Here is a 13,306-nt window from a genome sequence, read left to right as displayed (position 1 = left end):
ACCGGTTTCGACTTTTCGGGACTACGGTCTGCTTCATCCGCCCGTCATGAAACCATGGTCAAGAGCGCGCATGAAGCGCGCGATCGCACTTGATTCGTCCTTGCCGCCTCACTTTGACCCCGTGCCCGCCAAGGTGCGCTGGAGCGAAGCGAGGGCGGCCGCCTGGTCGCCGTTCCGGCATCGTTTCAAGGCAACCGCTGACATCCGGAGCAAAGGGCCGCCATGCGCATATTGATGGTCACCGACGCCTGGCGCCCACAAGTCAACGGCGTCGTCCACACGCTGGAGCGGCTCACCGAGACCTTGAAGTCCTTCGACGTCGCGGTCGAGTTCCTGACCCCGAACATCTTTCGCACCCTGCCCTTGCCGACCTACCCCGACATCCGCCTGGCGCTGACCACCCCCGGCCATGTCGCGCGCCTGATCGACGGCTACAAGGCCGACCACGTCCACATTGTCACCGAGGGACCGCTGGGCATCATGGCGCGGCGCTATTGCCGCAATGCCGGCCGGCCGTTCACCACCAGCTACCACACCCGCTTTCCCGAATATCTCAGCGCCCGCCTGCCGGTGCCGGAGAGCTGGGCCTATCGCTGGCTGCGTGATTTCCACAATTCAGGCCAAGGCACGCTGGTCGCCACGCAGTCGCTCGCCGACGATCTCACGGCGCGCGGCTTCAACAAGCTCAGGCCGTGGACGCGCGGCGTCGACACTGAGCATTTCCACCCGGACAAGCGCAAGGACCTCGGCTTCCCCGGCCCGGTCTTCCTTTGCGTCGGCCGTGTCGCCATCGAAAAGAACCTCTCCGCCTTCCTCGATCTCGACCTTCCAGGCAGCAAGGTGATCGTCGGCGAGGGTCCGGAGCTTGCCAAGCTCAAGACAAAATACCCCCAGGCGCATTTTCTCGGCCATCGTCCCAATGACGAACTGGCCGAAATCTACGCCTCGGCCCATGTCTTCGTCTTCCCCAGCCGCACCGACACTTTCGGCAATGTCATCATCGAGGCACTGGCCAGCGGCACGCCAGTCGCCGCCTATCCGGTGACCGGGCCTATAGACATCGTCGGCGACGGCTTTGGCGGCGCGGTGTCGAACGATTTGCGCCAGGCGTCGCTCGCCGCACTCAACGTCGACCGCGCCCAGGCCCGCGAACGCGCCATGCGCTACAGCTGGAAGGCCTGCGCGGAAATGTTCCTCGACGCGGTCGAGGAAGCGCTGGGAACGACGCGCAAGCTGGCGGCCTGAAACCAACCTTTCGTCCTCCACGGGCGAAGCGACGGCGAAGCCGCCGCGTAGACCCGAGGATCCATTCCGTGACCTGCGAAGGGTGCCTGGGTTGGCGAATTAGAACTTAGCTTGAAGACGGCCCGATGGCTCAATTACGAGCAAGAAACCCCTGAACCGCTCCATTCTTCGGCCACTGTCGCGGCATGGATCCTCGGGTCTGCGCGTCCGCTACGCCCGTGATGACGAAGGCTAAAACAGTCGTCCGCCGTCCGGCACCTTGCGCTCGATGGCGCCCAACACGACGGCGCCCTCCTCATCGGGAAAACCGAGCGTCAGCACTTCCGACATGAACGGGCCGATCTGGCGCGGCGGGAAATTGACCACCGCGAACACCTGCCGGCCGATCAAGGTCTCGGGCGTATAGTATTTGGTGATCTGCGCCGACGACTTCTTGATGCCGATCTCGGCTCCGAAATCGATCTTCAGCTTGAAGGCCGGCTTGCGCGCCTCCGGAAACGGCTCGGCCTCGACGATCGTGCCGGCGCGGATGTCGACACGATCGAAATCGGCGAAGCTGATCTCGGGCTTGCGCTCCTTGCTTGAACTCATGTCGAACGCTTCTTGCTCAGGCGTTGCCGAAGGTCTCGAACAGCACGCCGGCCAGCGCGTCCTTGGCCGAGGTTCCCGACCAGACGACGAACTGGAAAGCCTGGAAATAGCACTCGCAGGCCTCCAGCGCCGAGGACAAGAGCACCTCGACTTGCTGGCTCGACGGTTCGACCCCGCCGGCCAGGAGCAGCGACTGGCGGAACATGATCGCGCCTTCCTGCTCCCAGAGGTCGAAATGGCCGAACAGCATCTGTTCGTTGATCAGCGACAACAGCCGCATCACTTCCAGCGTGCGGGTTTCCGGCACCTTGATGTCGAAGGCGCAGGCGAGATGCAGCGCCTCGAAATCCTCCATCCACGAGAAGGACACGTGATAGTCGGTCCAGCTGCCGGCGACCGAGATCGAGATTTCGTCGTCGCCGGCCCGTTCGAAGGACCAGTCATTGTTGTGGGCCACCTGCTCGATCACATCCACCGGATGGATTTCGCGGGAAAATTCGAGTTCGAGAAGTTCCATGGAATGCTTCCTGTGTTCAGGGGGAGCGCCACACGCTCCGCGGGGCACACACGACGAACAATCTTGTCTAGAACTCGGACGGCCAGGACTTCTCAACGCAAAGACCCCAGACCGGACCCCACCGCCCGGCGCATGACCCCTGCTCCGAATCATGCAACAAATTCAGTCTATTGATCGGGAGTCGCGTGAACAGCCCAATTTTTCGCACTGCGTCATTCGCATGTGGAAAGGTGCCTGTCACAAAGAGTCACGCAATGCCGGTAAGCGATTCACGGCAAAGCGATTTTCAGGCTGGTGCTTTGTGGAAAAGTTTAACGAATTATTTTTTCGGCTTGGGCTTCGCCGGAGCCGCAGGTGTGGCCTGGCCGGTCAGTTCGGCGATCCTGGCCTCGAGCGTCTCGATGCGCTCGGCGAGCCTGCCGTTCTCTTCCCGCGCCTTGGCCGCCATCTCGCGCGCGGCCTCGAACTCCTCGCGCTGCACGACATCCATGGAGTTGAGGATGCGTTCCGCCTGGCCCTTGAAGGCCGTCTCCACCTCGCGCCGCACACCCTGAGCGGCACCGGCGGCGTCGGTCATCAGCTTGGCGAATTCATCGAGAATGCGGTTCGGTCCGGTCGACATGGCAATTCCTCGCTTGCTTGATTGGAATTAGTGACGTGGCGCGAGGAATGCAAGAACGTTGAAGCTAGCTGCGGCTGCTGCGTTGCTATGGCGCACAGCCGCATGGTGAGCGCCACGCCCTTCCGAACGGCTCCGAAGCTGTACTTCGTGGTGGCAAGTCGCCTATTATGACCCCCTCTCTCCGCTTCAGGCACGTTCAATCAGGATAACCGATGGCAACGCCCCCCCGCAGACCGACAAATCCGATGGAAGCTGCCGAAGCTGTCTTCAAGCCAGTCAAGAAGCCGGCCGCGGCCCCGCCACGCGAACCCTCCACCGCTCCGAATGTCCGCGAGCTTGTCTCGATCAGGATCGACCGGGCCGTGCTCGATCATTTCCAGGAAGATGGTCCCGGCTGGCAGGACAGGATCAACGACGCCTTGCGTGAAGTGGTGGCCGGCAAGCCCAGGGGTTGAGGACGTCCGTCCGCGCGATGGACCTTGAAGCGATCCTGTTTACGGACCATGGACGGCCGTGACCTTGCCTTGACCCTGCCAAAACCCTGCCGCATGGTCCGCGCCGATCGCAACCGAGAGCTTTCCGTTGAACGAGTATTTCCTGCTGCCGTTGGCTTCGCTGCCTTTCCCGAACATCAACCCGATCCTCATCCAGATCGGGCCGCTGGCGGTGCACTGGTACGGCATCGGTTACATCGTCGGCATCCTGTTTGCCTGGTGGTATGCCAAGCGGCTCGCCGCCAATCCGAAACTGTGGCCCGACGGCGTCCTGCCGATGAAGCCGGAGGATCTCGACGATTTCATCGTCTGGGCGGCCATCGGCGTGGTTCTGGGCGGCCGCACCGGCTATGTGCTGTTCTACGACCTGGCGCGCTATATCGCCCATCCGCTCGATATCTTCGCCGTCTGGCAAGGCGGCATGTCCTTCCATGGCGGCCTGCTCGGCGTCATCCTGGCCATGACGCTGTTTTCCTTTAAGCGCGGCATCCGCACCTGGTCTCTGTTCGATGTCGTGGCAGCCGGCGTGCCGGTCGGCCTTGGCCTCGTGCGCGTCGCCAACTTCATCAACTCCGAGCTCTGGGGACGGCCTACCGATGTGCCCTGGGCGATCGAATTCCCCAATGGCGGTCCGTTCACCCGCCATCCAAGCCAGCTCTACGAAGCCTTGCTCGAAGGGCTGGTGCTGTTTCTCGTGCTGCGCATCCTCACCCACTCGCACCTCAAGCTGAAGACGCCGCGCTTCGTCGGCGGCGCTTTCATCTGCGGCTACGGCCTGTCACGCATCTTTGTCGAGTTCTTCCGCGAACCCGACCAGCAGCTCGGCTATCTCCTAGGCACCAACTGGCTGACCATGGGCATGATCCTGTCGACGCCGATGGTGCTGGCCGGAATCTGGGCGATGGCGACAGCCAAGCCAGTGATCCAAACGCAACAGCAAGCGACATGACGCGACTGAAATCCCGCATCGTCGACCTGATCGAGGCGGTTGGCCCGATGCCCGTCAACGAATACATGGCGCTGTGCCTGTTCGATCCGCGCGACGGCTACTACACGACACGCGAACCGTTCGGCGCGGCCGGCGACTTCATCACCGCGCCGGAGATCAGCCAGATGTTCGGCGAACTCGTCGCCGTCTGGTTTTACCAGGCCTGGGCAGCGATCGGCCGGCCGATGCCGGTCACCATCGCCGAGATCGGCCCCGGCCGCGGCACGCTGATGAAGGACATGCTGCGCACCTTGTCGCGGCTCGATCCGGCCTTGGCCAATGGCGCCGCCATCGCCATGATCGAGACCAGCCCGCGCCTGACGGAAATCCAGAAACAGACGCTCGGCGCGACACCATTTGCTGTTTCCTGGCACGAGGTCGTCGGCACGCTGCCGCGGCAGCCGCTGCTGATCGTCGGCAACGAACTGTTCGATGCCGTGCCCATCCGCCAGTTCGTCCGCGCCGGCGCCGAGTGGCGCGAGCGCATGGTCGGCCTGGACGACGCGGACAATCTTTGCTTCTTCGCCGGCGTCGGCTCCGTCGACCCGACGCTGCTGCCCAGGGATGCAGTCGACGCGCCGCAAGGCGCGATCGTCGAAATCGCGCCGGCCCGCACGGCCCTGATGGCGGCGATCGCCGAGCGCATAGCCGGCGACGGCGGCGCCGGACTGTTCCTCGACTACGGGCATCTGCAGCCCGGTGTCGGCGACACGCTGCAGGCCCTGCGCCGGCACAATCACGAAGATGTGCTGGCCAGTCCCGGCGAAGCGGACCTTACCTCCCATGTCGATTTCGCCGCCCTTGCAGCGATCGTGCGCGCGCACGGTCTCGACACCTATCTGTCGACACAGGGCAATTTCCTGCTCGGCATGGGCATTCTGGAGCGCGCCGGCCAGTTGGGCGCGGATGCCGGCCAGCCGGCACGCGACGAGATATCGGATGCCGTCGAGCGCCTCGCCGGCCCGCAAGCCATGGGTGAACTCTTCAAGGTCCTCGCCATCGTTCCGCGCGGCATCTCCGTCAGGCCCTTCGCCACGGCGGATTGACTTTTCATCGCTACCCCTCCCAATCTCCCGTCCGGTAAAAGAGCGGCCGGACCGCCGGCCGCTTTTCCTTGACGAAACCGCCCACACGGACAACAACGCCCGCATGCTGAATCAGACCAAACCGGATCCCGTTCGGTCGCCGCTGCTGGACCAGGCGCAGGCACAAGGCATCCGTCACGGCTATTTCACCCGCATCGGCGGCGTCTCCACGGGCATCTACAAGGGCCTCAACATCGGCACCGGGTCGGATGACGACCAGGCGCTGGTGGCGCAGAACCGGGCTCGCGTCGCCGCCTGGATGGGCGTGCCCGCAAGCCATCTGTTGACCGCCTGGCAGATCCATTCGCCCGACGTCATCATCGCCAGGGAACCCTTCGCGGGCGAGCGGCCCAAGGCCGATGCCATCGTCACCGACAGGCCGGGCATCGCCATCGGCGCCTCGACCGCCGACTGCGGCCCGGTTCTGTTCGCGGATACCGGCGCGCGCATCATCGGCGCGGCGCATGCCGGCTGGAAAGGCGCTTTCACGGGCGTGCTCGAAAACACCATTGCCGCCATGGAAAGCCTCGGCGCCCGTCGCGAAAACATCGTCGCTGTGCTCGGGCCTTCGATCGGCCCCGACAATTACGAAGTGGGGCCGGAATTCGTCGCCCGCTTCGTCGGTGCCGACAGTGAGAATGCGCGGTATTTCGTGCCTTCGGCACATGCCGGCCATTCGATGTTCGACCTCAACCGCTATACGATCGACCGGCTGGCCAGGGCCGGAGTGAGGGCCGATGGCCTTGGCCGCTGCACCTATGCCGAGGAAGATCTGTTTTTCTCCTACCGGCGCACCACGCACCGCAAGGAGCCCGATTATGGCCGGCAGGTTTCGGCAATCGTTTTGGAGGAGGTATAATGGTGCTGCATTTTGAACGATCGGAATTCGACGCGCGGCGCGACCGGCTGATGATCGAGATGGCCGAGAAGAAGCTCGACGCCATCCTGCTGTTCGCGCAGGAAAGCATGTACTGGCTGACCGGCTACGACACGTTCGGCTTCTGCTTCTTCCAGTGCCTGGTGGTGAAGGCCGACGGCTCCATGGTGCTTCTGACCCGCTCGGCCGATCTGCGCCAGGCGCGCCACACATCGATCATCGACAACATCGTGCTGTGGACCGACCGCGACGGCGCCAATCCGGCGGTCGACCTGCGCAACCTGCTCAACGAACTCGACCTGCTCGGCGCCCGCATCGGCGTCGAATACGACACCCACGGCCTGACCGCCTTTAATGGCCGCCGCCTGGACGAGCAGTTGCAGACCTTCGGCCAGATCGCCGATGCTTCCGGCATCGTCGGCCGGCTGCGCCTGTTCAAGAGCCCTGCCGAGGTCGCCAAGGCGGAAAAGGCCGCCAATCTTTCCGACGACGCGCTGGACGCGGCGCTGCCGCTGATCAAGCAGGGCGGCGACGAGGCGCTGATCCTCGCCGCCATGCAGGGCGCGATCTTCGCCGGTGGCGGCGACTACCCGGCCAACGAGTTCATCATCGGCTCCGGCGTCGATGCGCTGCTGTGCCGCTACAAGGCCGGCCGCCGCAAGCTCACCAAGAACGACCAGCTGACGCTCGAATGGGCCGGCGTCTTCCATCATTACCATGCGCCGATGATGCGCACGGTGCTGACCGGCAAGGTCTCCAAGCGCCATCAGGAGCTGTTCGACGCGGCGCGTGCAGCGCTTCTGGCCGTCGAAAAGGCGATTACGCCCGCAAACACCTTCGGCGACGTGTTCGACGCCCACGCCCGCACAATGGAAGCGCACGGCCTGACCAAGCACCGGCTGAACGCCTGCGGCTATTCGGTCGGCGCCCGCTTCACGCCGTCCTGGATGGACATGCCGATGTTCTACCAGGGTAATCCCGAGCCGATCGCGCCGAACATGACGCTGTTTGCCCACATGATCATCATGGATTCCGAGACCGAGACGGCGATGACGCTTGGCCGCACCTACCTGACCACCGAATCCCAGCCGAAGCCGCTGTCCCGCCATGATCTCGACTTGATCGTGCAGTGAATCCACAATGGGAGACGTTCTTCGCCAAGGAGTTAGAAGGCAAATGAGACGATCGCATGTGACGACCGTGTCATTGCTTGTGGCATTGGCTTTGACCGCCTGCACCAACGCAAAGGACGTCCTCGAACCTTCCGCCATCACCCCGCCGGCGGCTTCGGCACAGCCCGCACCCGCCACGCAAGGCAGCGCTGCGGCCACCGTTCCAGCCCCGGCGCCGGCCGCGACGGCCACCACGACGGCGGGCGCACCCGCCGCCGCGCCCGTCACCTCCGCCCAGGCCGCCGCCATCCTGTCGAAGACCCGGCTGCAGATCGCGCCGATCGTCGGCGCTTCGGTGGAAGCCGCCACGCCGCTGACGGCGGAACTGCAGACACGCGCCAAGCAGCGCGGCATCACGCTGGCCGGCAGCCAGGACCAGACCGCTACCCACGTGCTCAAGGGCTACTTCTCGGCGATGACGGAGGGCAAGGACACCACCGTCATCTATGTCTGGGACGTCTACGACCCCTCCGGTAACCGGCTGCACCGCATCAACGGCCAGATGAAGGCGCCTTCGACCAATTCCGGCGGCAGCGCGGGCGCCGACAGCTGGAAGTCGGTCTCGCCGGCCACCATGCAGGCGATCGCCGACCAGACCATCGATCAGTTCGCGGCCTTTCTTAGCGGCAAAGCGAGTTGAGGTCTTGCCAGTCGGTGATGCCGAACAGTTTTCCTGGGCTTAGCCGGCGGATTCACGATCTCGGCGCTTGCAATACCGGCGCGGGCCGCTAAAAGCCCGGTTAAAAGGCGCAGGAGAGTCCGCCGGACCTCTCCGTCCTCCACCAGGAACGGTGCATGAAACTCTTCGCGGGCAATTCCAACAGGGTGCTGGCCGAAGCGGTCGCCCGCTATCTCAACATCCCGCTGGGCAAGGCCAGTGTCAGGCGCTTCGCCGACCAGGAAATCTTCGTCGAAATCCAGGAAAATGTGCGCGGCGAGGATGTCTTCATCCTGCAGTCGACTTCCTTTCCGACCAACGATCACCTGATGGAATTGCTCATCATGATCGACGCCTTCATGCGCTCGTCGGCCAAGCGCATCACGGCGGTTATTCCCTATTTCGGCTACGCAAGGCAGGATCGCCGCGCTTCCGGGCGCACGCCGATCTCGGCCAAGCTGGTCGCCAACATGATCACCCGCGCCGGCGTGGACCGGGTTTTGACGCTGGATCTCCATGCCGGCCAGATCCAGGGCTTCTTCGACATCCCGACCGACAATCTGTTCTCGGTGCCGGTGATGGCCCGCGACGTCAAGGCTAAGTACAAGCAGCTCGGCAATGTCGTGGTGGTGTCGCCCGATATTGGCGGCGTGGTGCGTGCCCGCGCTCTGGCCAAGCGCTTCGACGCGCAACTCGCCATCGTCGACAAGCGCCGTGAGCGTCCGGGCGAATCGGAAGTCATGAACATCATCGGCGCGGTCGCCGGCAAGGATTGCCTTTTGATCGACGACATCGTCGATTCCGGCGGCACGCTGTGCAACGCCGCCGACGCGCTGCTGGCCAACGGCGCCACCAGCGTCACCGCCTACATCACCCACGGCGTGCTGTCGGGCGGCGCGGTCGCCCGCATCAGCGCCTCGAAGCTGCAGGAACTGGTGATCACCGATTCCATCCAGCCGACGCAGGGCGTGCTCGACGCGCCCAACATCCGCGTCATCTCGATCGCCGACCTGATGGGCGAAGCCATTTCGCGCACGGCGACCGAGGAATCGGTGTCGAGCCTGTTCGACTGAAAAGCCGGTTACCCCTGCGGCAAGGCCGAGGGTGCCGGGGCTTCTAACCGGGCCGGGGCTCGGCGCATGCCTTCGCCGGCATCACGCGCGCCGCGCATATAGCCGCGCGGCGAGGAACCCAGCATGCGCTTGAACATGGTGATGAAGGCCGGCACGCTGTCATAACCGAGATCCAGCGCCACCCGGGTGATCGGCTCGCCATCGGCGAGCCTCGGCAGCGCCGCGAACAGGCAGGCCTGCTGGCGCCATGTCGACAGCGACAGGCCGGTCTGACGCTGGAAGGCGCGCGTGAAGGAGCGCCTGCTCATGCCGACGGTATCGGCCCATTCGTCGATCGTTGCGTGCGGCGAGGGTGCGGCGACGAAACGCCGGCAGAGCGCCGCCAGTCTGGGATCGGACGGAAACGGCAGGCCGAGCGGCCGCTCCGGCAATTGCGGGATTTCGTGCAGGAGAAGGCTCATGATCAGGCCGCCGCGTCCTTCCAATTCGCCGCCTTGCGGCAGCTTCTCGGATTCCACGATCAGACTGTGCATCAGGTCGGTGATGCCGACCACGCGCATGCCCTCCGGCAGGCCCGGGATCGCCTGCGGCATGACATAGACGGAGCGCATCGAGACATCGCCCAGCATCTCGACGGAATGTTCGATGCCGGCCGGAATCCACATCGCATGGTCCGGCGGCACCATCCAGCGCCCATGCCGCGTCGTCACCAGCACGACGCCGACCAGCGCGTGCAGCAACTGGCTGCGGCTGTGGTGGTGGTGCGGCACGTGGTAGCCGTCCGGATATTCGGTCGGCAACACCACTGCCGGCCCGACCGCCTGCTCGAGCCACTGCCAGCGCAACCCGTGCAATTGCTCGAGATCGGTGTGGCCGGCGCCGAAAATCTCCCTGGTTTTTGGCATTCGGTATGGCCCACTCGCGAAACTATTGGACCAAACCACGAAAGAAGTCGCTTGGCAACCGGACTATAAGGCTGCCTGCGGGAAGCCCCGCCACGTCGCCTGCGGGGACAACCCGCCAAAAAGACTACGGAGCCTATCTTGACCGATACGACAGCCAGCAGCGTCGCGACACAAGCGACCGCCAGTCACGCTTCAGCCCAGGCGACGGCCTTCACCGTCATCCTGGCGGTGAGCCTCTGCCACTCCATCAACGACATCATGCAGTCGCTGCTATCGGCCATCTATCCGCTTCTGAAAGACAATTACGGCCTCGACTTCTGGCAGATCGGCCTGTTGACCTTCACCTTCCAGGTGACGGCATCCCTGCTGCAGCCGATCATCGGCGCGGTTACCGACAAGCGGCCGATGCCTTATTCGCTGCCCTGGGGCATGGCGTCCTCGCTGATCGGCCTGGTCGTGCTGGCCTATGCCGGGCACTACTATCTGCTCCTGATCGGTGCCTCGCTGATCGGCATCGGTTCGGCGATCTTCCATCCGGAATCCTCGCGCATCGCCCGCTTCGCATCCGGTGGCCGGTTTGGCTTGGCGCAGTCGCTGTTCCAGGTCGGCGGCAATTTCGGCCAGTCCATGGGTCCCTTGCTGGCCGCCTTCATCGTCGTGCCCTTCGGCCAGACCAGCATCGCCTGGTTCGCCGTCGGCTCGCTGATCGGCATCGTCATCCTGTGGCAGGTCGGCGGCTGGTACAGCCGCCTGCGAGCCGCCCAAGGCAATCGCAAGACGGCAAGCTTCGTCTCGCCCTTCCCGCGCCGGAAGGTGATGTGGGCATTGGCGGTGCTGACCTTGCTGGTGCTGACCAAGAACGCCTACATCGCCAGCCTCGCCAGCTACTACACCTTCTATTCCATCCATAAGTTCGGCGTTTCGGTGCAGATGTCGCAGGTCATGCTGTTCCTCTTCCTCGGCTCTTCGGCGCTAGGCATCCTGCTCGGCGGTCCGTTCGGCGACCGCTATGGACAAAAGGCGATGATCTGGTTCTCGATCGTCGGCGTCCTGCCCTTCACGCTGGCGCTCCCCTACGCCAACATGGAATGGACGATGGTGCTGACGGTGCTGATCGGCCTCATCCTGTCGTCGGCCTTCTCCAACATCGTCGTCTTCGCGCAGGAACTGGTGCCGGGCCGCGTCGGCACGATCGCCGGCATCTTCTTCGGCTTCGCCTTCGGCGTCGGCGGCATCGCGGCCGCCGTGCTTGGCTTCGTCGCCGACATGAAGGGCATCGACTTCGTCTTCCAGATCTGCTCGTACCTGCCGTTCCTGGGGCTGCTAACGGTGTTCCTGCCCAACATGAAGGAAGCCCGGAAGGCGCAAGCAACCGCTTAAATCATCCGAGCGTATCCAGGCAAAGGCACCCGCCTCACGGCGGGTGCCTTTTCCGTTCAGGTGGAAAGCATCTAAGCCTTGAAGAAAGCCAGCAGGTCGGCGTTGATGATTTCGGCGTGGGTCGTGGCCATACCGTGCGGAAAACCCTTGTAGACCTTGAGCTCGCCCTTCTTGAGCAGCTTGATGCTCAGCAGCGCCGAGTCGGCGAGGGGGACGATCTGGTCGTCGTCGCCATGCATGACCAGCACCGGCACGTCGATCGCCTTCAAATCCTCGGTGAAATCGGTTTCCGAAAAGGCCTTGATGCAGTCGTAATGCGCCTTGGTGCCGCCCATCATCCCCTGGCGGTACCAGTTGTCGACAACGCCCTGCGAAACCTCGGCGCCCGGACGGTTGAAACCGTAGAACGGGCCGGCGGGAACATCCACATAGAGCTGGGCACGGTTGGCGGCGACGCCGGAACGGAAGCCGTCGAACACCTCGATGGGAAGGCCGCCGGGATTGGCTGGGGTCTTGAGCATGATCGGCGGCACCGCGCCGAGCAACGCTGCCTTGGCGACACGGCCGCCCGAGCCATACCGGGCAACATAGCGCGCCACCTCGCCGCCCCCGGTCGAATGGCCGACATGGATGGCATCCCTGAGGTCGAGATGCGCGACAAGTTCAGCCACATCGGCGGCATAGGTGTCCATCTCGTTGCCGATATCGGTCTGGGTCGAGCGGCCATGGCCGCGGCGGTCATGGGCGATGACACGGTAGCCCTGCGCGAGGAAGAACAGCATCTGAGCGTCCCAGTCGTCGCTGCTCAACGGCCAACCGTGATGGAAGACGATGGGCTGACCGGTTCCCCAGTCCTTGTAATAGATTTGCGTGCCGTCCTTGGTGGTGATCGTGCCGCTGCCTGAGCCTGATTTGGTTTGCGAGGTCATCTCAATCTCCGTTCGATTTAATGTCGCGATAAACAATATCGCGATATCAATATCGCTAACGCAGCTCGATCTCCGTGTCCACAAAAATATGTATCGCGATATTATTTTTCGTAGTACATATCTGGAGCGCTTAATCGGCAAAGGAATGCGTCGTGCCTCTCCCGTTGGACAATCAGCTCTGCTTCACGCTCTACGCCACCAGCATGGCGATCAATCGCACCTACAAGCCGATGCTGGACGAGATGGGCATCACCTATCCGCAATATCTCGTGCTCAACGCGCTGGGCGAGGCCGACGGCATGTCTGTCGGCGCGATCGCGCACAGGCTCGCTCTGGAATCGAGCACGGTCACGCCGCTGGTCAGGCGCATGGAACAGGCCGGCCTGTTGACCCGCCAGCGCAGCCAGACCGACGAGCGCCAGGTGCAGGTCGACCTGACATCAGCCGGCCGCAAGCTGCTCGTGCAGTGCAACTGCCTGAACGAGACCCTGGTTAAGCGCTCGGGCATGACGCTGGCCGAGCTCGACGCCCTGAACCGGCAGGTCCAGGCACTGCGCGATGCCTTGAGCGGCGACCGGTAAGCGACGGCCTTCCCACCGCTTGCACGCCTGCCCACCTTCCGCTATAGAGCCGCCACCCGCGTAGACACCCTTGGAGGCAACGCGGCGGAAGGCTGCCTTCCCCTTGTGATCCGAACAAAGATCCGCTCGCTGCGGTTTCCGGCATTCGGACATCGAGGTCTGGCGGCTTTCGACGTTTACGGCTTGGGC

Annotated in this window: 15 protein-coding genes; 10 read left to right on the top strand and 5 right to left on the bottom strand. The window is 63.8% G+C overall.

The window, feature by feature from the left end:
- Nucleotides 1–222: 222 nt before the first annotated feature.
- Nucleotides 223–1,245, top strand: a complete 1,023-nt coding sequence (locus FJ970_RS11250) for a glycosyltransferase family 4 protein (protein WP_140759366.1) — start codon at nucleotides 223–225, stop codon at nucleotides 1,243–1,245.
- Between the two features lie 231 nt (nucleotides 1,246–1,476).
- On the opposite strand, the gene FJ970_RS11245 is transcribed toward FJ970_RS11250, so the two are convergent.
- The 3 genes from FJ970_RS11245 to FJ970_RS11235 all read right to left on the bottom strand — a co-directional run bounded on the left by FJ970_RS11245 (nucleotide 1,477) and on the right by FJ970_RS11235 (nucleotide 2,975).
- A complete protein-coding gene (locus tag FJ970_RS11245) occupies nucleotides 1,477–1,836 on the bottom strand; it encodes a tRNA-binding protein (RefSeq protein WP_140759364.1) in 360 nt (119 codons plus the stop codon).
- Nucleotides 1,837–1,852: 16 nt separating this feature from the next.
- Complete coding sequence (locus FJ970_RS11240; protein WP_027143347.1) at nucleotides 1,853–2,353, bottom strand: YbjN domain-containing protein; 501 nt, start codon at nucleotides 2,351–2,353, stop codon at nucleotides 1,853–1,855.
- Between the two features lie 319 nt (nucleotides 2,354–2,672).
- Nucleotides 2,673–2,975, bottom strand: coding sequence for an accessory factor UbiK family protein (locus tag FJ970_RS11235; protein ID WP_027143348.1), 303 nt, complete (start codon nucleotides 2,973–2,975; stop codon nucleotides 2,673–2,675).
- A 212-nt stretch (nucleotides 2,976–3,187) separates the two neighbouring features.
- Here FJ970_RS11235 and FJ970_RS11230 point away from each other — a divergent pair, with 212 nt between their 5' ends.
- The 7 genes from FJ970_RS11230 (at nucleotide 3,188) to FJ970_RS11200 (ending at nucleotide 9,322) form a co-directional block, all read left to right on the top strand.
- Nucleotides 3,188–3,430, top strand: coding sequence for a BrnA antitoxin family protein (locus FJ970_RS11230; protein ID WP_140759362.1), 243 nt, complete (start codon nucleotides 3,188–3,190; stop codon nucleotides 3,428–3,430).
- Nucleotides 3,431–3,557: 127 nt separating this feature from the next.
- Nucleotides 3,558–4,418, top strand: coding sequence for a prolipoprotein diacylglyceryl transferase (gene lgt, locus FJ970_RS11225; RefSeq protein WP_140759360.1), 861 nt, complete (start codon nucleotides 3,558–3,560; stop codon nucleotides 4,416–4,418).
- Nucleotides 4,415–5,503, top strand: a complete 1,089-nt coding sequence (locus FJ970_RS11220; RefSeq protein ID WP_140810382.1) for a class I SAM-dependent methyltransferase — start codon at nucleotides 4,415–4,417, stop codon at nucleotides 5,501–5,503. Before lgt ends, FJ970_RS11220 begins: the two co-directional genes overlap by 4 nt.
- A 103-nt stretch (nucleotides 5,504–5,606) precedes the next feature.
- Complete coding sequence (gene pgeF / locus FJ970_RS11215) at nucleotides 5,607–6,401, top strand: peptidoglycan editing factor PgeF (protein WP_140758462.1); 795 nt, start codon at nucleotides 5,607–5,609, stop codon at nucleotides 6,399–6,401.
- Nucleotides 6,401–7,552 carry a M24 family metallopeptidase gene (locus tag FJ970_RS11210; RefSeq protein WP_140758463.1) on the top strand — a complete coding sequence of 384 codons (1,152 nt, stop codon included), beginning with the start codon at nucleotides 6,401–6,403 and terminating at the stop codon, nucleotides 7,550–7,552. The genes pgeF and FJ970_RS11210 overlap by 1 nt, the downstream gene beginning before the upstream one ends.
- Before the next feature lie 43 nt (nucleotides 7,553–7,595).
- Nucleotides 7,596–8,231: a hypothetical protein gene (locus FJ970_RS11205; protein WP_140758464.1), complete on the top strand. Its 636-nt coding sequence runs from the start codon at nucleotides 7,596–7,598 to the stop codon at nucleotides 8,229–8,231.
- A 155-nt stretch (nucleotides 8,232–8,386) separates the two neighbouring features.
- Nucleotides 8,387–9,322, top strand: coding sequence for a ribose-phosphate pyrophosphokinase (locus FJ970_RS11200; protein ID WP_140758465.1), 936 nt, complete (start codon nucleotides 8,387–8,389; stop codon nucleotides 9,320–9,322).
- Nucleotides 9,323–9,330: 8 nt separating this feature from the next.
- On the opposite strand, the gene FJ970_RS11195 is transcribed toward FJ970_RS11200, so the two are convergent.
- Nucleotides 9,331–10,227: an AraC family transcriptional regulator gene (locus FJ970_RS11195; RefSeq protein WP_140758466.1), complete on the bottom strand. Its 897-nt coding sequence runs from the start codon at nucleotides 10,225–10,227 to the stop codon at nucleotides 9,331–9,333.
- Between the two features lie 138 nt (nucleotides 10,228–10,365).
- Here FJ970_RS11195 and FJ970_RS11190 point away from each other — a divergent pair, with 138 nt between their 5' ends.
- Complete coding sequence (locus FJ970_RS11190; RefSeq protein ID WP_181178540.1) at nucleotides 10,366–11,607, top strand: MFS transporter; 1,242 nt, start codon at nucleotides 10,366–10,368, stop codon at nucleotides 11,605–11,607.
- Between the two features lie 71 nt (nucleotides 11,608–11,678).
- Here the strand turns inward: FJ970_RS11190 and FJ970_RS11185 are convergent, their stop codons facing one another.
- Entirely contained in the window at nucleotides 11,679–12,536 is an 858-nt protein-coding gene (locus FJ970_RS11185; RefSeq protein ID WP_140758468.1) for an alpha/beta fold hydrolase, read from the bottom strand.
- A 152-nt stretch (nucleotides 12,537–12,688) separates the two neighbouring features.
- Between FJ970_RS11185 and FJ970_RS11180 the strand changes: the two genes are divergently transcribed.
- On the top strand, nucleotides 12,689–13,117 hold the full coding sequence (locus FJ970_RS11180; protein ID WP_140758469.1) for a MarR family winged helix-turn-helix transcriptional regulator: 429 nt from the start codon (nucleotides 12,689–12,691) through the stop codon (nucleotides 13,115–13,117).
- The last annotated feature ends 189 nt before the right edge of the window (nucleotides 13,118–13,306 follow it).

It is taken from the genome of Mesorhizobium sp. B2-1-8, from assembly GCF_006442545.2.
GTDB lineage: Bacteria > Pseudomonadota > Alphaproteobacteria > Rhizobiales > Rhizobiaceae > Mesorhizobium.
This window is presented reverse-complemented; position numbering and strand designations above follow the sequence as displayed.

Excerpts from the sequence above, each read along its gene's own strand:
- FJ970_RS11210 (WP_140758463.1), top strand. The coding sequence starts at position 6,401 with ATGGTGCTGCATTTTGAACGATCGGAATTCGACGCGCGGCGCGACCGG.
- FJ970_RS11200 (WP_140758465.1), top strand. The coding sequence starts at position 8,387 with ATGAAACTCTTCGCGGGCAATTCCAACAGGGTGCTGGCCGAAGCGGTC.
- FJ970_RS11235 (WP_027143348.1), bottom strand. The coding sequence starts at position 2,975 with ATGTCGACCGGACCGAACCGCATTCTCGATGAATTCGCCAAGCTGATG.
- FJ970_RS11220 (WP_140810382.1), top strand. The coding sequence starts at position 4,415 with ATGACGCGACTGAAATCCCGCATCGTCGACCTGATCGAGGCGGTTGGC.
- FJ970_RS11250 (WP_140759366.1), top strand. The coding sequence starts at position 223 with ATGCGCATATTGATGGTCACCGACGCCTGGCGCCCACAAGTCAACGGC.
- FJ970_RS11205 (WP_140758464.1), top strand. The coding sequence starts at position 7,596 with ATGAGACGATCGCATGTGACGACCGTGTCATTGCTTGTGGCATTGGCT.
- FJ970_RS11230 (WP_140759362.1), top strand. The coding sequence starts at position 3,188 with ATGGCAACGCCCCCCCGCAGACCGACAAATCCGATGGAAGCTGCCGAA.
- pgeF (WP_140758462.1), top strand. The coding sequence starts at position 5,607 with ATGCTGAATCAGACCAAACCGGATCCCGTTCGGTCGCCGCTGCTGGAC.
- FJ970_RS11185 (WP_140758468.1), bottom strand. The coding sequence starts at position 12,536 with ATGACCTCGCAAACCAAATCAGGCTCAGGCAGCGGCACGATCACCACC.
- FJ970_RS11195 (WP_140758466.1), bottom strand. The coding sequence starts at position 10,227 with ATGCCAAAAACCAGGGAGATTTTCGGCGCCGGCCACACCGATCTCGAG.
- FJ970_RS11245 (WP_140759364.1), bottom strand. The coding sequence starts at position 1,836 with ATGAGTTCAAGCAAGGAGCGCAAGCCCGAGATCAGCTTCGCCGATTTC.
- FJ970_RS11240 (WP_027143347.1), bottom strand. The coding sequence starts at position 2,353 with ATGGAACTTCTCGAACTCGAATTTTCCCGCGAAATCCATCCGGTGGAT.